This is a genomic window from Streptomyces sp. NPDC046909 (assembly GCF_040644695.1).
GTDB lineage: Bacteria > Actinomycetota > Actinomycetes > Streptomycetales > Streptomycetaceae > Streptomyces.
In genome coordinates this window covers 167,250-182,262 of record NZ_JBEYXC010000004.1, presented here as the reverse complement: position 1 = coordinate 182,262, position 15,013 = coordinate 167,250, and the positions used below count along the sequence as shown (strand labels likewise).

At 70.0% G+C, this 15,013-nt stretch carries 14 protein-coding genes; 9 read left to right on the top strand and 5 right to left on the bottom strand.

All coding sequences use genetic code 11. The features are described from left to right. Positions 1 to 4 precede the first annotated feature (4 nt). Entirely contained in the window at positions 5 to 1,693 is a 1,689-nt protein-coding gene (locus ABZ928_RS13900; RefSeq protein ID WP_361517922.1) for a sodium:solute symporter family protein, read from the bottom strand. 109 nt (positions 1,694 to 1,802) lie between these two features. On the opposite strand from ABZ928_RS13900, the gene galT reads away from it, so the two are divergent. From galT to ABZ928_RS13875, 5 genes are all read left to right on the top strand, one after another. Next, the gene (gene galT / locus ABZ928_RS13895; RefSeq protein ID WP_361517920.1) at positions 1,803 to 2,864 is read left to right on the top strand and encodes a galactose-1-phosphate uridylyltransferase; all 1,062 of its coding nucleotides are present in this window, start codon (positions 1,803 to 1,805) and stop codon (positions 2,862 to 2,864) included. After that, a complete protein-coding gene (galE, locus tag ABZ928_RS13890; RefSeq protein WP_361517918.1) occupies positions 2,861 to 3,829 on the top strand; it encodes a UDP-glucose 4-epimerase GalE in 969 nt (322 codons plus the stop codon). Before galT ends, galE begins: the two co-directional genes overlap by 4 nt. Then, positions 3,829 to 4,983 (top strand): galactokinase, encoded by a 1,155-nt coding sequence (galK, locus tag ABZ928_RS13885; protein ID WP_361517916.1) that lies wholly within the window; start codon positions 3,829 to 3,831, stop codon positions 4,981 to 4,983. Before galE ends, galK begins: the two co-directional genes overlap by 1 nt. A gap of 128 nt (positions 4,984 to 5,111) precedes the next feature. Further along, positions 5,112 to 5,780: a hypothetical protein gene (locus ABZ928_RS13880; RefSeq protein ID WP_361517914.1), complete on the top strand. Its 669-nt coding sequence runs from the start codon at positions 5,112 to 5,114 to the stop codon at positions 5,778 to 5,780. Between the two features lie 133 nt (positions 5,781 to 5,913). Then, positions 5,914 to 6,597 carry a hypothetical protein gene (locus tag ABZ928_RS13875; RefSeq protein WP_361517913.1) on the top strand — a complete coding sequence of 228 codons (684 nt, stop codon included), beginning with the start codon at positions 5,914 to 5,916 and terminating at the stop codon, positions 6,595 to 6,597. Between the two features lie 136 nt (positions 6,598 to 6,733). On the opposite strand, the gene ABZ928_RS13870 is transcribed toward ABZ928_RS13875, so the two are convergent. Next, positions 6,734 to 7,189: a GNAT family N-acetyltransferase gene (locus tag ABZ928_RS13870; RefSeq protein ID WP_361518910.1), complete on the bottom strand. Its 456-nt coding sequence runs from the start codon at positions 7,187 to 7,189 to the stop codon at positions 6,734 to 6,736. A 270-nt stretch (positions 7,190 to 7,459) separates the two neighbouring features. Between ABZ928_RS13870 and ABZ928_RS13865 the strand changes: the two genes are divergently transcribed. Next, positions 7,460 to 8,227: a response regulator transcription factor gene (locus ABZ928_RS13865; protein ID WP_361517912.1), complete on the top strand. Its 768-nt coding sequence runs from the start codon at positions 7,460 to 7,462 to the stop codon at positions 8,225 to 8,227. On the opposite strand, the gene tamR is transcribed toward ABZ928_RS13865, so the two are convergent. Next, the gene (gene tamR / locus ABZ928_RS13860) at positions 8,186 to 8,683 is read right to left on the bottom strand and encodes a MarR family transcriptional regulator TamR (RefSeq protein ID WP_266891343.1); all 498 of its coding nucleotides are present in this window, start codon (positions 8,681 to 8,683) and stop codon (positions 8,186 to 8,188) included. The two genes, ABZ928_RS13865 and tamR, sit on opposite strands and share 42 nt — an antisense overlap. An 88-nt stretch (positions 8,684 to 8,771) precedes the next feature. Between tamR and ABZ928_RS13855 the strand changes: the two genes are divergently transcribed. Further along, positions 8,772 to 9,608, top strand: coding sequence for a trans-aconitate 2-methyltransferase (locus tag ABZ928_RS13855; protein WP_361517911.1), 837 nt, complete (start codon positions 8,772 to 8,774; stop codon positions 9,606 to 9,608). A gap of 2 nt (positions 9,609 to 9,610) precedes the next feature. Next, complete coding sequence (locus tag ABZ928_RS13850; protein ID WP_361518909.1) at positions 9,611 to 9,976, top strand: VOC family protein; 366 nt, start codon at positions 9,611 to 9,613, stop codon at positions 9,974 to 9,976. A 188-nt stretch (positions 9,977 to 10,164) separates the two neighbouring features. On the opposite strand, the gene ABZ928_RS13845 is transcribed toward ABZ928_RS13850, so the two are convergent. Together ABZ928_RS13845 and ABZ928_RS13840 are read right to left on the bottom strand one after the other, a co-directional pair. After that, on the bottom strand, positions 10,165 to 10,842 hold the full coding sequence (locus tag ABZ928_RS13845; RefSeq protein WP_361517910.1) for a TetR/AcrR family transcriptional regulator: 678 nt from the start codon (positions 10,840 to 10,842) through the stop codon (positions 10,165 to 10,167). After that, the gene (locus tag ABZ928_RS13840) at positions 10,839 to 11,849 is read right to left on the bottom strand and encodes a fatty acid desaturase (protein WP_361517909.1); all 1,011 of its coding nucleotides are present in this window, start codon (positions 11,847 to 11,849) and stop codon (positions 10,839 to 10,841) included. The genes ABZ928_RS13845 and ABZ928_RS13840 overlap by 4 nt, the downstream gene beginning before the upstream one ends. 302 nt (positions 11,850 to 12,151) lie before the next feature. Here ABZ928_RS13840 and ppc point away from each other — a divergent pair, with 302 nt between their 5' ends. Next, positions 12,152 to 14,884 carry a phosphoenolpyruvate carboxylase gene (gene ppc / locus ABZ928_RS13835; protein WP_361517908.1) on the top strand — a complete coding sequence of 911 codons (2,733 nt, stop codon included), beginning with the start codon at positions 12,152 to 12,154 and terminating at the stop codon, positions 14,882 to 14,884. Positions 14,885 to 15,013: the final 129 nt, after the last annotated feature.

Genomic DNA, 15,013 nt, shown 5'->3' with positions numbered 1-15,013 from the left:
GCGACTAGAACGAGAACGGGATGTAGCAGGCCGCCGCCAGGATCACCGCGCCCCAGCCCAGCAGGGCCGGCCGGCGGTACCAGGCGTCGTCGCCCTCGGAGGGGGCCTCGGACATGCCGGGGGAGCGGGTGCCGTAGACCAGGCCCTGGAGTTCCTCGGCCGGCTTCGGCGCGGTGAACAGCGAGACGGCGACCATGACCACCGCGCCCGCCACGAAGCCCACGATCGCCGAGACGAAGTTGGCGCCCTGGTCGGAGGGGATGTCGATGATGCCCTGCTTGTAGATCCAGAAGTAGTTCACCATCGCCGCGACCGTGCCCGCGAGCAGGCCCCAGAAGCCCGACTTCACCGACGCCCGCTTCCAGAACATGCCGACGATGAAGACCACGAACATCGGCACGTTGAAGAAGCTGAACAGCGTCTGCAAGTAACTCATGATGTTCGAGAAGGACGATGCCAGGAACGCCGTTCCCACCGACGCCGCGACGCCGATCACCGTGATCAGGCGGCCGAAGCGGACGTAGTACTCGTCCTCACGGTCCCTGACCACGTACCGGCCCCAGATGTCGTTGGTGAACACCGTGTTGAAGGACGACACGTTGGCCGCCATGCCCGCCATGAACGCCGCCAGCAGACCGGTCACCGCGATGCCCAGGACGCCGTTGGGCAGCAGCTGTTCCATCAGGTACGGGATGGCGTCGTTGTACTGGTAGCCGGACTGCTCCGTGCCGAAGCCGGGGATCAGGGCGGCGGCGGTCAGGCCCGGGATCATCACCAGGAAGACGATGAAGATCTTCGGGTAGGCGGCGATCAGCGGCGTCCGCTGGGCCGCGCTCAGGTTCTTCGCCGACAGGGCGCGCTGGACCTCGGCGAAGTTCGTCGTCCAGTAGCCGAAGGACAGGACGAAGCCCAGACCGAGCACGATCGTCAGCCAGTTCGCGCCCAGCGGGTTGGCGCTGCCGATGCCCGTGCCGCCCCACGCCGTCGTGAAGTCGGCGCCGTGCTCGGCCGTCAGCTTGTCGGTCAGGCCGTCCCAGCCGCCCACCTTCTTCAGCCCGAGGACCACGATCGGGATGAGCGCCGCGAGGATCACGAAGAACTGGAGTACTTCGTTGTAGATCGCCGACGACAGACCGCCGAGGGTGATGTACGCCAGCACGAACGCGCCCGCGACCACGATGGCCACCCACTGCGGCCACCCCAGCAGGGCCTCCACGACGATCGCGAGCGCGTAGAGGTTGACGCCCGCGATGAGGATCGCGGCGAAGGCGAACAGGGCCGAGGAGAGCAGGTGCGCCCACTTGTCGAAGCGCAGCAGCAGCATCTCGGGGACCGAGCGGACCTTGCTGCCGTAGTAGAAGGGCATCATCACCAGGCCCAGGAAGACCATGGCCGGGATGGCGCCGATCCAGTACCAGTGCACGGTGTACGCGCCGTACTGCGCGCTGTTGGCGGCCATGCCGAGGATCTCGGTGGCGGCGAGGTTGGCCGAGATGAAGGCCAGGCCGGTGATCCAGGCCGGCAGCGAGCGGCCGGAGAGGAAGAAGTCGAGGCTGGTCTTCACCGATCTCCGGGCGGCGAATCCGATGCCCAGGACCACGACGAAGTAGATGCCCAGGATCGTGTAGTCGAGCCAGTTCGTGGGGAGTCGTAGCTCGGCCGCCAGATATGTGGCTTCTGTGGGGGATTGCATGGGGCAATTGAACCCTTCCACTGGCGTTCTTTGTTTGATTCCGACGTTGACGCTGCTGTCGAGTTATGGTTACTTGTGTTTAGTTCTGTTTGAGTGAAGGAGTCCGGCGGTGAAGAAGACCTCGACCCGGCTGGCCGACGGTCGCGAGCTGATCTACTACGACCTGCGCGACGACACCGTGCGGGACGCGGTGGACCGCCGTCCGCTGGAGCGGACGGTCACCACGTCCGAGATCCGCCGCGACGCGCTGCTCGGCGACTCCATCGCCGTCGCCTCGCACCGCCAGGGCCGCACCTACCACCCGCCGGCCGACGAATGCCCGCTGTGCCCGACGCAGGGCGACCGGCTGAGCGAGATCCCGGACTCGTCGTACGACGTGGTCGTCTTCGAGAACCGCTTCCCGTCCCTCGCCGGTGACTCCGGCCGCTGCGAGGTCGTCTGCTTCACCTCCGACCACAACGCGTCCTTCGCCGACCTCACCGAGGAGCAGGCGCGGCTGGTTCTGGAGGCGTGGACGGACCGGACGTCGGAGCTGTCTCATCTGCCCTCCGTTGAACAGGTGTTCTGCTTCGAGAACCGTGGCGCGGAGATCGGTGTGACCTTGGGTCACCCGCACGGGCAGATCTACGCGTACCCCTTCACCACGCCCCGCACCGCCCTGATGCTGCGCCAGGTGGCCCAGCACAAGGAGGCCACCGGCGGGGAGAACCTCTTCGACGCCGTCCTAGAGCGCGAACTCGCCGGTGAGCGGGTCGTCCTGGAGAGTGAACACTGGGCGGCCTTCGTGCCGTACGCCGCGCACTGGCCCTACGAGGTCCACCTGTACCCGAAGCGCCGGGTGCCGGATCTGCTCGGGCTCGACGAGGACGCGCGCTCAGAATTCCCCCAGGTTTATCTGGAACTCTTGAAGCGCTTCGACCGGATCTTCGGTGAGGGCGAACCCCTCACGCCGTACATCGCCGCCTGGCATCAGGCGCCGTTCGGCGCGCTGGAGGAGTTCGAGGGTGTCAGCCGTGACGACTTCGGCCTCCACCTCGAGCTTTTCACCATCCGCCGCACCTCCGGCAAGCTGAAGTTTCTCGCGGGTTCCGAGTCCGGCATGAACGTGTTCATCAACGACATCCGGCCGGAGGCCGCGGCCGAGCGACTGCGAGAGGTAGCGAGTTCATGAGCGGTAAGTACCTGGTCACCGGTGGCGCGGGCTATGTCGGCAGCGTGGTCGCCCAGCATCTGCTGGAGGCGGGCCACGAGGTCGTCGTCCTCGACAACCTGACGACCGGCTTCCGCGAGGGCGTACCGGCCGGGGCCGCCTTCATCGAGGGCGACATCCGCGACGCCGACAAGTGGCTCGACGGCTCCTTCGACGGGGTCCTGCACTTCGCCGCCTCCTCCCAGGTCGGCGAGTCCGTCGTCAAGCCCGAGAAGTACTGGGAGAACAACGTCGGCGGCACGATGGTCCTGCTGCGCGCCATGCGCGAGGCCGGCGTCCGCAAGCTCGTCTTCTCCTCCACGGCGGCCACGTACGGCGAGCCCGAGCAGGTGCCGATCGTCGAGTCCGCGCCCACCAGGCCGACCAACCCGTACGGCGCCACGAAGCTCGCCGTCGACTTCATGATCACCAGCGAGGCGCACGCGCACGGCCTCGCCGCGGTCTCCCTGCGCTACTTCAACGTCGCTGGCGCCTATGGCGAGTTCGGCGAACGGCACGACCCCGAGTCGCACCTCATCCCGCTGATCCTCCAGGTCGCCCAGGGCAGGCGCGACGCCATCTCCGTCTTCGGCGAGGACTACGCGACGCCGGACGGCACCTGCGTCCGCGACTACATCCATGTCGCCGACCTGGCCGAGGCCCACCTCCTCGCGCTGACCGCCGCCGCCCCCGGCGAGCACCTGATCTGCAACCTCGGCAACGGCGAGGGCTTCTCCGTCCGCCAGGTCATCGAGACGGTCCGCCAGGTCACCGGCCACCCGATCCCGGAGGTCGTGGCCCCGCGCCGCGGCGGCGACCCGGCGGTCCTGGTGGCATCGGCCGAGACCGCCCGCGAGAAGCTGGGCTGGAACCCGTCCCGCGCGGACCTCGCGGGGATCGTCGCGGATGCGTGGGAGTTCACGCAGAAGATCGCAAGGGAGCAGTAGTGGTGGGGCAGCAGGTGCGGGACGGTTTCGTCGAGCTCTACGGAACCGGGCCCGAAGGTGTCTGGGCGGCGCCGGGCCGCGTCAACCTCATCGGTGAGCACACCGACTACAACGACGGCTTCGTGATGCCCTTCGCGCTGCCGCACACCGCCGTCGCCGCCGTCTCCAGGCGCACCGACGGCGTCCTGCGCCTGCACTCGGCGGATGTCGAGGGCGGCGTCGTGGAGCTGCGCCTGGACGACCTGGTCCCGGAGTCGGACCGCGACTGGACCGCGTACCCGGCGGGTGTCGTCTGGGCGCTGCGCGAGGCCGGGCACGCGGTGACCGGCGCCGACATCCACCTCGCCTCGACGGTCCCGTCCGGCGCGGGCCTGTCCTCGTCGGCGTCGCTGGAGGTCGTGGTCGCCCTCGCCCTCAACGACCTGTTCGAACTGGGCCTGCCCCGCTGGCAGCTGGCCCGCCTGTGCCAGCGCGCCGAGAACGTCTACGTCGGCGCCCCGACCGGCATCATGGACCAGACCGCCTCGGCCTGCTGCGAGGACGGCCACGCGCTCTTCCTCGACACCCGCGACCTCTCCCAGAAGCAGATCCCCTTCGACCTCGCGGCCGAGGGCATGCGCCTGCTGGTCGTCGACACCCAGGTCAAGCACTCCCACAGCGAGGGCGAGTACGGCAAGCGCCGCGCGGGCTGCGAGAAGGGCGCGGCACTGCTCGGCGTGGACGCCCTGCGGGACATCGCGTACGAGGACCTGGACGCGGCGCTGGCCCGCCTCGGCGACGAGGAAGAGGTCGTACGCCTGGTCCGCCACGTCGTCACGGAGGACGAGCGCGTCGAACGCGTCGTCAGGCTCCTGGAGTCGGGGGACACCCGCGCGATCGGCCCGGTCCTGGTCGAGGGCCATGCCTCGCTGCGCGACGACTTCCGGATCTCCTGCCCCGAGCTGGACCTGGTCGTCGACACCGCGATGGCCTCCGGCGCCCTGGGCTCCCGGATGACCGGCGGCGGCTTCGGCGGCTCGGCGATCGTCCTCGCGGACGTCGCCGACGTCGACACCATCACCAAGGCGGTCGAAGAGGCCTTCGCCGCGGCCGGGTTCACCGCACCCCGGGTCTTCGAGGCGGTGCCTTCACCGGGCGCACGCAGGCTCGTCTGAGCTTCTCCACAGCAGGCCGGCCCCGCCGCTCGTCACAGAGCCGCGGGGCCGACCTGCGTACCGGCCCGGTGCCGGGCCCCCTGTAGCGTGCAGCCGCAGACAGCGCGAGGCAGGCAGGGAGTACGGGGATGTCAGGCGGCATACACAGCACCGCGGTCACGGCACCGAACGGGAAGGGCGCGACGGCCGTCGCCCCCTGGACGTCCGCACGGCGCACCCTCGCCCTGATCCTGTTCGGATGGGCGGCCGCCGCGGGCACCACGGGCATCGCCTATCTGACCCTGGGCTCGGAATGGATCCCCATCTCCACCGGCGTGCTGCTGTGCTTCGTCTTCGCCATCCTGATGATCCTGCTCCACCGCGCCTGGTGGCTCGGCGTCCTGTCCGCGGTGCCCTCGCTGTTCGTCCTCGTCGGGGCCGTCCAGTACGCGCCCGAGGCGGCCCTGGAGGAGCGGGGGGTGCGCGAGAGCGTGGTGATCGTCGCGGACAGCGCGGCGGAGACGGGCGGCAACAACCACCGCTTCACCCTGCGGCGCGCGGACGGGAGCGAGCTGAAGGAGAAGCTGGCGTACGACGGCGACACCTGGGCCCCCAAGGTCGGCCGGCGGCTCGACGTCCTCGTGGACCCGGACGGCGAGGTGCCCATGGAGCAGGCGGACGACGTCGACGCCGCAGGCCGGCTGGGCGGCCTCGTCGCCGGAGTGGTGATCTGGACGCTGATGGCGCTCCTGGCGGGCCGGCGCGGTCATGTCCGGCGCCGCCGCGGCCTCGACTCCACGGACGACCTGCCGCTGTGACGCCCCGCTCGCGCACATGATGTGGGGATTGTCCCCGCCCCGTCCCTCCGGTGTCCCCGGAACGTAACGGCCCCCGCAGAACCGGACGTTCCGTGTGACCGTGGACACATCGCCGTGAGCGAAGGGGGATTTCATGGCTGTGCAGGACGGTCCTCAGGATCCGCCACCGCGCAAGCAGCCGGGGTGTCTGCGGGGGCTGACAGCCCTGGTGGTGTTCATCGGGATCATCTACGCCATCTGGTGGTTCACCGGCGGCAAGGATGACGACGAGGCCTCGTCCTCGTCCTCGCCCTCCGTGTCCGCCTCGGACACCGCCGACGGCGGCGGGAGTTCGGGGGAGTGGCAGGTCGGCGACTGCGGCGGGCCCGACCCGGACCGCGCTCCCGACGGGTACCGGCAGCTCGGCTGCGGTGACTCCGGCGCCACCTTCAAGGCCCTGAAGATCATGGACGGCAGCATCCTGCCCGCCGCGGTGCAGTGCCCGGCGGGAACCGACCTGGTCATCGAGGTCTCGATGAACTTCGGACCGGACGACGACACGACCCGCGGCATCCCCACCGACACCGTCTGCGGGCGCAATCTCTCCGGCGGCCATCCCGGCGACGCGGGCGCCGGCGGCGGCCAGTTGGTCACGGGGGACTGTGTCGACGCGCAGGCCCAGGAGATCGCGTGCGACCGGGCCGGGTCCGGGGACTTCAAGGTGACCGGCCTCGTCGACGCCGGCTCCGCGCGCTGCCCGTCCGGCACCACCGACCCGATCCGGCTGACGATCGTGGTCGGACGGCCGTACGACACCATCTGCGGAAAGGCGCTCTAAGCGGACCCGGTGAAGTCGGCTGCGGTACGGCAGCGCCGCTAAGGGGCGCGGGGAACTGCGCGACCAGCCACGACGGCGCCGCAGACGAACGCCGACACGTCGCCGCACATCCAGCGGAGCGCTTAGCCGGTCCGCGTCAGCCGATCCGCTTCGTCAGCGTGTACTCGGTGATCCCCGGCGGATAGTCGGGGATCACGCACACCACCTCGTAGCCGCGCCGCTTGTAGAACTCCGGCGCCTGGAAGTCCCAGGTCTCCAGCCGGGAGTTCACACAGCCCCGCTCGGTCCTGGCGACCGTCTCCGCCCGCGCGAGCAACTGCGAACCCAGACCCGCGCCCCGCCACCGCTCGTCCACCCACAGATACGTGACATGGAGCCAGCTCGCCCAGGTGTGGCCGACGAGCCCGCCGGCCAGCTCGCCGGACCCGTCCAACACCCAGACATGGAGCGGAAGTTCCCGTTCACCTGGGGTTCCGCGCAGCGCGCGCAGGACCGGCGAGGCCGCCGTGTTGGTGTCGCGGAGCCGTCTGCGCAAAAGATCGCGCCGCTCTCTGTCGACTTCTGTCTCCATACGAAACATGCGGCTCACCATAAACGCGCTGGACAAGCAGTTCTGCAAATTACCTTCCGCTCCTGCCCCCCGGCCGTACCCTGATGAACAGCACCGGTGGGGGCCGGTGCCGATCAGGGGGCGAGACAGTCGGGTACGGCGCCCGAAGTGGGGGTAGCAGTTCGTGCACGGCGGCGGCCGTGCGGCCATCACACTTCGGGCGTCGTATCCGTGCCGGTCTGCATCCGTCTTCCGTCTCCCGACGATGGGGTAATCCCCTGCTCTTACAGAGAGCTTGGGGAAGGGGGTTTCGTGGTTCGCATCCGAGTCCTGGTCGTCGACGACCATCGCATCTTCGCCGAGTCGCTCGCCGCCGCCCTGGCCGCCGAGCCCGACGTCGACGTCTCCGCCGCCGGCAGCGGTCCCGCCGCGCTGCGCAGTCTGGAGCGCGCGGCCGCCGAGGGGCGCCGCTTCGACGTACTGCTCGTCGACGCCGATCTGGGCGGCAACGTCCAGGGCATCCGGCCCGCCGTGCCCGTACAGGAGGGCAATGAGGACGGGCTGGTCGACGGCATCTCGCTGGTGGCCGGGGTGCGTTCCGCACAGCCCGGCGTACGGATCGTCGTCCTCGCCGAGAAGGACGATCCGCGCCGGGCGGCGCTGGCACTTCAGGCTGGGGCCTCCGGCTGGGTGGCCAAGGACTGCTCGCTGTCCAGACTGCTCACCGTCATACGGGGAGTGCTGCGGGACGAGACACATCTGCCGCCCGCCCTGCTCACGGGCGTGCTGCGGGAGCTCACCGCCGCGCGCAAGCACCGCACCGAGAGCGAGCGGCTGGTCGAGTCGCTGACCCCGCGCGAGCGGGAGGTGCTGCGCTGCATGGTGGCGGGCCTGGGCAGAAAGGCCGTGGCCGAGCGGCTGTTCCTGTCTCCGCACACCGTCCGCACCCATATGCAGAACGTCCTCGGCAAGCTGGGCGTCCACTCCACCCTGGCCGCGGTCGCGCTCGCCCGCCGGGCCGGTGTGGGTCCCGTGGACCTAGCCGGGGATGTTGTCGAACGGGGCGGTCAACTGGCGTAGCAGTCCCGCCAGTTCGCCCCGCTGCGCCCGGGAGAGCTCGGCGAGGATCGCGCGCTCCTGGTCGAGCAGTCCGGCGAGGGCCTGGTCCGCGCGGTCCTGGCCCTCGTCCGTCAGCCGCACCAGCACACCGCGCCGGTCGCTCGGGTCCGGCAACCGCTCCACCAGGCCCTTCTTCGTCAGCCGGTCGATGCGGTTCGTCATCGTGCCCGAGGTGACCAGGGTCTGCGTCAGCAGCTGCCCCGGGGAGAGCTGATACGGCGTCCCCGCGCGCCTGAGCGCGGTGAGGACGTCGAACTCCCAGGGCTCCAGACTGTGCTCCGAGAAGGCCAGCCGGCGCGCCCGGTCCAGGTGCCGGGCCAGTCTGCTCACCCGGCTGAGCACCTCGAGCGGTTCCACGTCGAGGTCAGGGCGCTCCCGGCGCCACGCTGCGACCAGCCGATCGACCTCGTCCTCCATGACGATCAGTCTAGTGGTTGTGTCGACGTGGAGTCTCTTGAAGTGAAGTCTCTTGACGTCAAGATAAATCGGGGGTCACAGTGGATCCATGACGAACAGGACGAACACGGGATCCATGACGACGGGATCCATGACGACGTGGGACCCCGCGCAGTACCTCCGGCACGCCGACCACCGAGCCCGCCCCTTCCTGGATCTCCTGTCCCGCATCCCGGATCCCCCGGGCGCCTCCGCCCGCATCGCCGACCTCGGCTGCGGCCCCGGCAATGTCACCGTCCTCCTCGCCGACCGCTGGCCCACCGCCCGCATCACCGGTTACGACAACTCCCCCGAGATGCTCGACCGCGCCCACACCGAGCACGAGGGCCCCACCCCGGGCGGCGGCCGCCTCGACTTCGCCCACGGCGACGTCCGCACCTGGAACCCGGAAGCGCCGTACGACCTGATCATCAGCAACGCCACGCTCCAATGGGTCCCCGGCCACGTCGACCGCTTCGCCGACTGGATCGCCGGGCTCGCCCCCGGCGGCACCTTTGCCTTCCAGGTGCCCGGCAACTTCGGCGCCCCCAGCCACCGGCTGATGCGCGAACTGGCCGAGTCCGCGGGCCTCGCCGGCGCGCTCCGCCACGAGGACGCGGTCCTGTCACCCGAGTCCTACCTCGAACACCTCACCGCCCTCGGCTGCACGGCCGACGTCTGGGAGACGACCTACGTCCACCTCCTCCCCGGCGAGGACCCGGTCCTCGACTGGGTGAAGGGCACGGGCCTGCGCCCCGTCCTCACGGCCCTCGCTGACGACCCCGAGGCCCGCGACGCCTTCCTGAACCGCTACCGAGACGCCCTCCGCAAGGCGTATCCGGCCGGCCCCCACGGCACGGCGTTCCCGTTCCGCCGGATCTTCGCGGTCGCCCGCAAGGAGGCGTGACCGTGATCTCCGCCGTCGACCACATCCAGCTCGCCGCGCCGCCCGGCTCCGAGGACCGGCTACGGGCGTACTACGTCGACGTCCTCGGCATGACGGAACTCCCCAAGCCACCGGTACTGGCGGCGCGGGGAGGGTGCTGGTTCCAGGCGGGGGCGGTCCAACTGCACCTGGGAATGGAGGACGGCTTCCGGCCCTCGAAGAAGGCTCACCCCGGCCTCCGGGTCACGGACATCGAGGCGTACGCCGCCCAGCTGGAGGCGAGGGGAGCGACGGTCACCTGGGACGGGGACCTGCCGGGACACAGGCGGTTCTATGCGTACGACCCGGTGGGCAACCGGCTGGAGTTCCTGGAGCCGGAGGCGGGCTGACAGCTCGGGGGTGAGTGTTTCGTCGGCGGCTGCGGGTTTGTGGGGGTTGCTCGCGCAGTTCCCCGCGCCCCTGGGGGAATCGGGGCGCAGCCCCGTCTTTAAGGGGCGCGGGGCTGTATCGATTTGCGGCTCCGCCGCGTGGGCGCGACCAGCCCCCACCGCCCCGCAGGCGACAACGCACCGCCGCCCTAACTCTTCCGGTGCCCGATCAGCCGCGGCTTCTGTTCCATGCCGTCCAGGCCGTGCCACGCCAGGTTCACCAGATGGGCGGCGACCTCGGCCTTCTTCGGGCGGCGGACGTCGAGCCACCACTGGCCGGTCAGGGCGACCATGCCGACCAGGGCCTGGGCGTAGAGGGGAGCCAGCTTGGGGTCGAAGCCGCGGTTCTTGAACTCGCGGCCCAGGATGTCCTCCACCTGCGTGGCGATGTCGGAGATCAGCGAGGCGAAGGAACCCGTCGACTGGGGGATCGGAGAGTCACGGACCAGGATGCGGAAACCGTCCGTGTACTCCTCGATGAAGTCCAGGAGCGCGAACGCCGCCTGCTCCAGGAGCTCCCGGGGGTGGCCCGCGGTCAGGGAGCGGTTCACCATGTCCAGCAGGCGCCGCATCTCACGGTCCACCACCACCGCGTACAACCCCTCCTTGCCGCCGAAGTGCTCGTACACCACCGGCTTGGACACCCCGGCCTTCGCCGCGATCTCCTCCACCGACGTGGCCTCGAAACCCTTGGCGGCGAAGAGGGTGCGGCCGATCTCCAGCAGCTGCTCACGGCGCTGGGCCCCCGTCATCCGGGTACGACGCGCGCGCCGCGGCTTCTCATTGCTCTCGGTGCTGCTCGGGTCGGTCGCCACGGCGTCAATCATGCCGCCTTCGCGGGCTCCTTCCGGCGCCGGGAGTCGTCTTCACCGGTGTTGCGCCGCGAATCGATACGCGAGCGTGACGGCCAGCGCACGTCGTACGCCCACCCGGCCATCTCGAACCAGCGGATCAGCCGCGCCGAGGAATCCAGCTGCCCCCGCATCACACCGTGCCGCGCCGACGTCGGGTCGGCGTGGTGCAGGTTGTGCCACGACTCACCGCACGACAGCACCGCCAGCCACCACACATTGCCCGAACGGTCCCGCGACTTGAACGGCCGCTTGCCCACCGCGTGGCAGATCGAGTTGATCGACCAGGTCACATGGTGGAGAAGGCACACACGGACCAGCGAGCCCCACAGGAACGCCGTGAACGCGCCCCACCACGACATCGTCACCAGCCCGCCGACCAGCGGCGGAATGGCCAGCGACAGCATCGCCCAGAAGATGAAGCCCCGGGAGATCCAGCGGATCGCCGGATCCTTGATCAGATCCGGCGCGTACTTGTCCTGTGGCGTCTGCTCCTCGTCGAACATCCAGCCGATGTGTGCCCACCACAGGCCCTTCAGCAGCGCCGGAACGGTCTCGCCGAACCGCCACGGCGAGTGCGGGTCACCCTCCGCGTCCGAGAACTTGTGGTGCTTGCGATGGTCGGCGACCCAGCGGACCAGCGGCCCCTCGACCGCCATCGACCCCGCGATCGCCAGCGCGATCCGCAGCGGCCGCTTGGCCTTGAAGGAGCCGTGCGTGAAGTAGCGGTGGAAACCGATGGTGATGCCGTGGCACCCGAGGTAGTACATGAAGACGAGCAGACCGAGGTCCAGCCAGCTCACTCCCCATCCCCACGCCAGCGGCACCGCCGCGAGCACCGCGAGGAACGGGACGATGATGAAGAGCAGAAGGGTGATCTGCTCCAGCGAGCGCTTCTGCTCGCCGCCCAGGGTGGCGGACGGCATCGGGGAATCGTCGGGCGCCTTCGGGGCGTCTTCGATCACATCGGAGCTTGCGGTCATGGGGCGTCCCCTGTGGGGTTCGAGGGTTTTGTGACAAGAGCCTGGTCAGCGGAGCCAAGCGGAAGCAGAGCGGGACTTCCTACGGGTCCGTAACCTACGGCGTCGTAAGTATGGCAGCGCGTCGCCCGACGGCAAGAGCCCCAGAACCTGCGCGTCCGCACGGACACCTATCCTGGAGTCGTTCGGACAGCGCGGTCCGCTCTCATCTCTTCCCGGATGTCCGGCCCGTATGCGGCACCCGCCGCACGACCGGTACCGGGTTCCCTCCCGGACGAGCTTCAACACTGCAAGGAGCCGCACCTGTGAGCAGTGCCGACGACCAGACCACCACGACTTCGAGTGAGCTGCGCGCCGACATCAGGCGACTCGGTGACCTCCTCGGCGAGACCCTCGTCCGCCAGGAGGGCCCGGAGCTCCTCGAACTCGTCGAAAAGGTCCGCCGCCTCACCCGTGAGGACGGTGACGCCGCCGCCGAGCTGCTGCGGGGCACCGAGCTGGAGACCGCCGCCAAGCTGGTGCGCGCCTTCTCCACCTACTTCCACCTGGCCAACGTCACCGAGCAGGTCCACCGCGGCCGCGAGCTGCGCGCCAAGCGCGCCGCCGAGGGCGGCCTCCTCGCCCGTACGGCCGACCGCCTCAAGGACGCCGACCCCGAGCACCTGCGCCAGACGGTCCAGAACCTCAACGTCCGTCCGGTGTTCACGGCCCACCCGACGGAGGCCGCGCGCCGCTCCGTCCTCAACAAGCTCCGCCGTATCGCGGCCCTCCTGGAGACCCCGGTCCTGGAGACCGACCGCCGCCGCTACGACACCCGCCTCGCCGAGAACATCGACCTGGTGTGGCAGACCGACGAACTGCGCGTCGTACGCCCCGAGGTCACCGACGAGTCCCGCAACGCCATCTACTACCTGGACGAACTCCACGCGGGCGCCGTCGGCGACGTCCTGGAGGACCTCACCGCCGAGCTGGAGCGCGTCGGCGTCACCCTCCCCAAGGACACCCGCCCCCTCACCTTCGGCACCTGGATCGGCGGCGACCGCGACGGCAACCCCAACGTCACCCCCCAGGTCACCTGGGACGTCCTGATCCTCCAGCACGAACACGGCATCAACGACGCCCTCGACCTCATCGACGAGCTGCGCGGCTTCCTCTCCAACTCCATCCGCTACACCGGCGCCACGGAGGAACTGCTCCAGTCGCTCCGGACCGACCTGGAGCGCCTCCCGGAGATCAGCCCCCGCTACAAGCGCCTCAACGCCGAGGAGCCCTACCGGCTCAAGGCCACCGCGATCCGCCAGAAGCTGGAGAACACCAAGCTGCGGCTCGCCAAGAACACCCCGCACGAGGACGGCCGCGACTACCTCGGCACCAGCGAGCTCCTGCACGACCTCACGCTCATCCAGACCTCCCTGCGCGAACACCGCGGCGGCCTCTTCGCCGAGGGCCGCATGAACCGCACGATCCGCACCCTCGCCGCCTTCGGCCTCCAGCTGGCGACGATGGACGTCCGCGAACACGCCGACGCCCACCACCACGCCCTCGGCCAGCTCTTCGACCGCCTCGGCGAGGAGTCCTGGCGGTACGCGGACATGCCCCGCGACTACCGCGGCAAGCTGCTCGCCAAGGAGCTGCGGTCCAGGAGGCCCCTGGCCCCCACCCCGGCGCCCCTGGACGCCGCCGGCGAGAAGACCCTCGGCGTCTTCCACACCGTCAAGCGCGCCCTCGACGTCTTCGGCCCCGAGGTCATCGAGTCGTACATCATCTCCATGTGCCAGGGCGCCGACGACGTCTTCGCCGCCGCCGTCCTCGCCCGCGAGGCCGGCCTCATCGACCTGCACGCCGGCTGGGCCAAGATCGGCATCGTGCCGCTCCTGGAGACCACCGACGAGCTCAAGGCCGCCGACACCATCCTCGAAGACATGCTCTCCGACCCCTCCTACCGGCGCCTGGTCGCGCTCAACGGGGACGTCCAGGAGGTCATGCTCGGCTACTCGGACTCCTCGAAGTTCGGCGGCATCACCACGTCCCAGTGGGAGATCCACCGCGCGCAGCGGCGCTTGCGCGATGTCGCCCACCGCTACGGCGTGCGTCTGCGCCTCTTCCACGGCCGCGGCGGCACCGTCGGCCGCGGCGGCGGCCCGTCCCACGACGCGATCCTCGCCCAGCCCTGGGGCACCCTGGAGGGCGAGATCAAGGTGACCGAGCAGGGCGAGGTCATCAGCGACAAGTACCTGGTGCCGTCCCTGGCCCGCGAGAACCTGGAACTGACGGTCGCCGCCACCCTCCAGGCCTCCGCCCTGCACACCGCCCCCCGCCAGTCCGACGAGGCCCTCGCCCGCTGGGACGCGGCCATGGACGTGGTGAGCGACGCCGCCCACGCGGCCTACCGCAGGCTGGTCGAGGACCCCGACCTGCCGAACTACTTCCTCGCCTCGACCCCCGTCGACCAGCTCGCCGACCTGCACCTCGGCTCCCGGCCCTCCCGCCGCCCCGGCTCCGGCGTCTCCCTCGACGGACTGCGCGCCATCCCGTGGGTGTTCGGCTGGACCCAGTCCCGCCAGATCGTCCCCGGCTGGTACGGCGTCGGCTCCGGCCTGAAGGCGCTGCGCGAGGCAGGCCTCGACACGGTGCTCGACGAGATGCACGAGCAGTGGCACTTCTTCCGCAACTTCATCTCCAACGTCGAGATGACCCTCGCGAAGACCGACCTGCGCATCGCCCGCCACTACGTCGAGACCCTCGTCCCGGCCGAACTCCAGCACGTCTTCGCCGACATCGAGGCCGAGCACGCGCTCACCGTCGCCGAGGTCCTGAAGGTCACGGGCGAGAGCGAACTCCTCGACGCCCAGCCCGTCCTGAGGCAGACGTTCACCATCCGCGACGCCTACCTCGACCCGATCTCCTACCTCCAGGTCGCCCTGCTCAAGCGCCAGCGCGACGCCGCCGCGGCGGGCGAGGAACCGGACCCGACCCTGGCCCGCGCCCTGCTCCTGACGGTCAACGGCGTGGCGGCGGGCCTGCGCAACACCGGCTGACAGTTCCTACGGATACGGCGGTGGGGGGGGGGGGGGGCGGGCGGGGGGGGGGGGGGGGGGCCGGGGGGGGCGGGGGGGTTGGGTTTTTTTTTTTAGTGTGAGGTCTAAAAAGCGAACGCACCCCCCCCC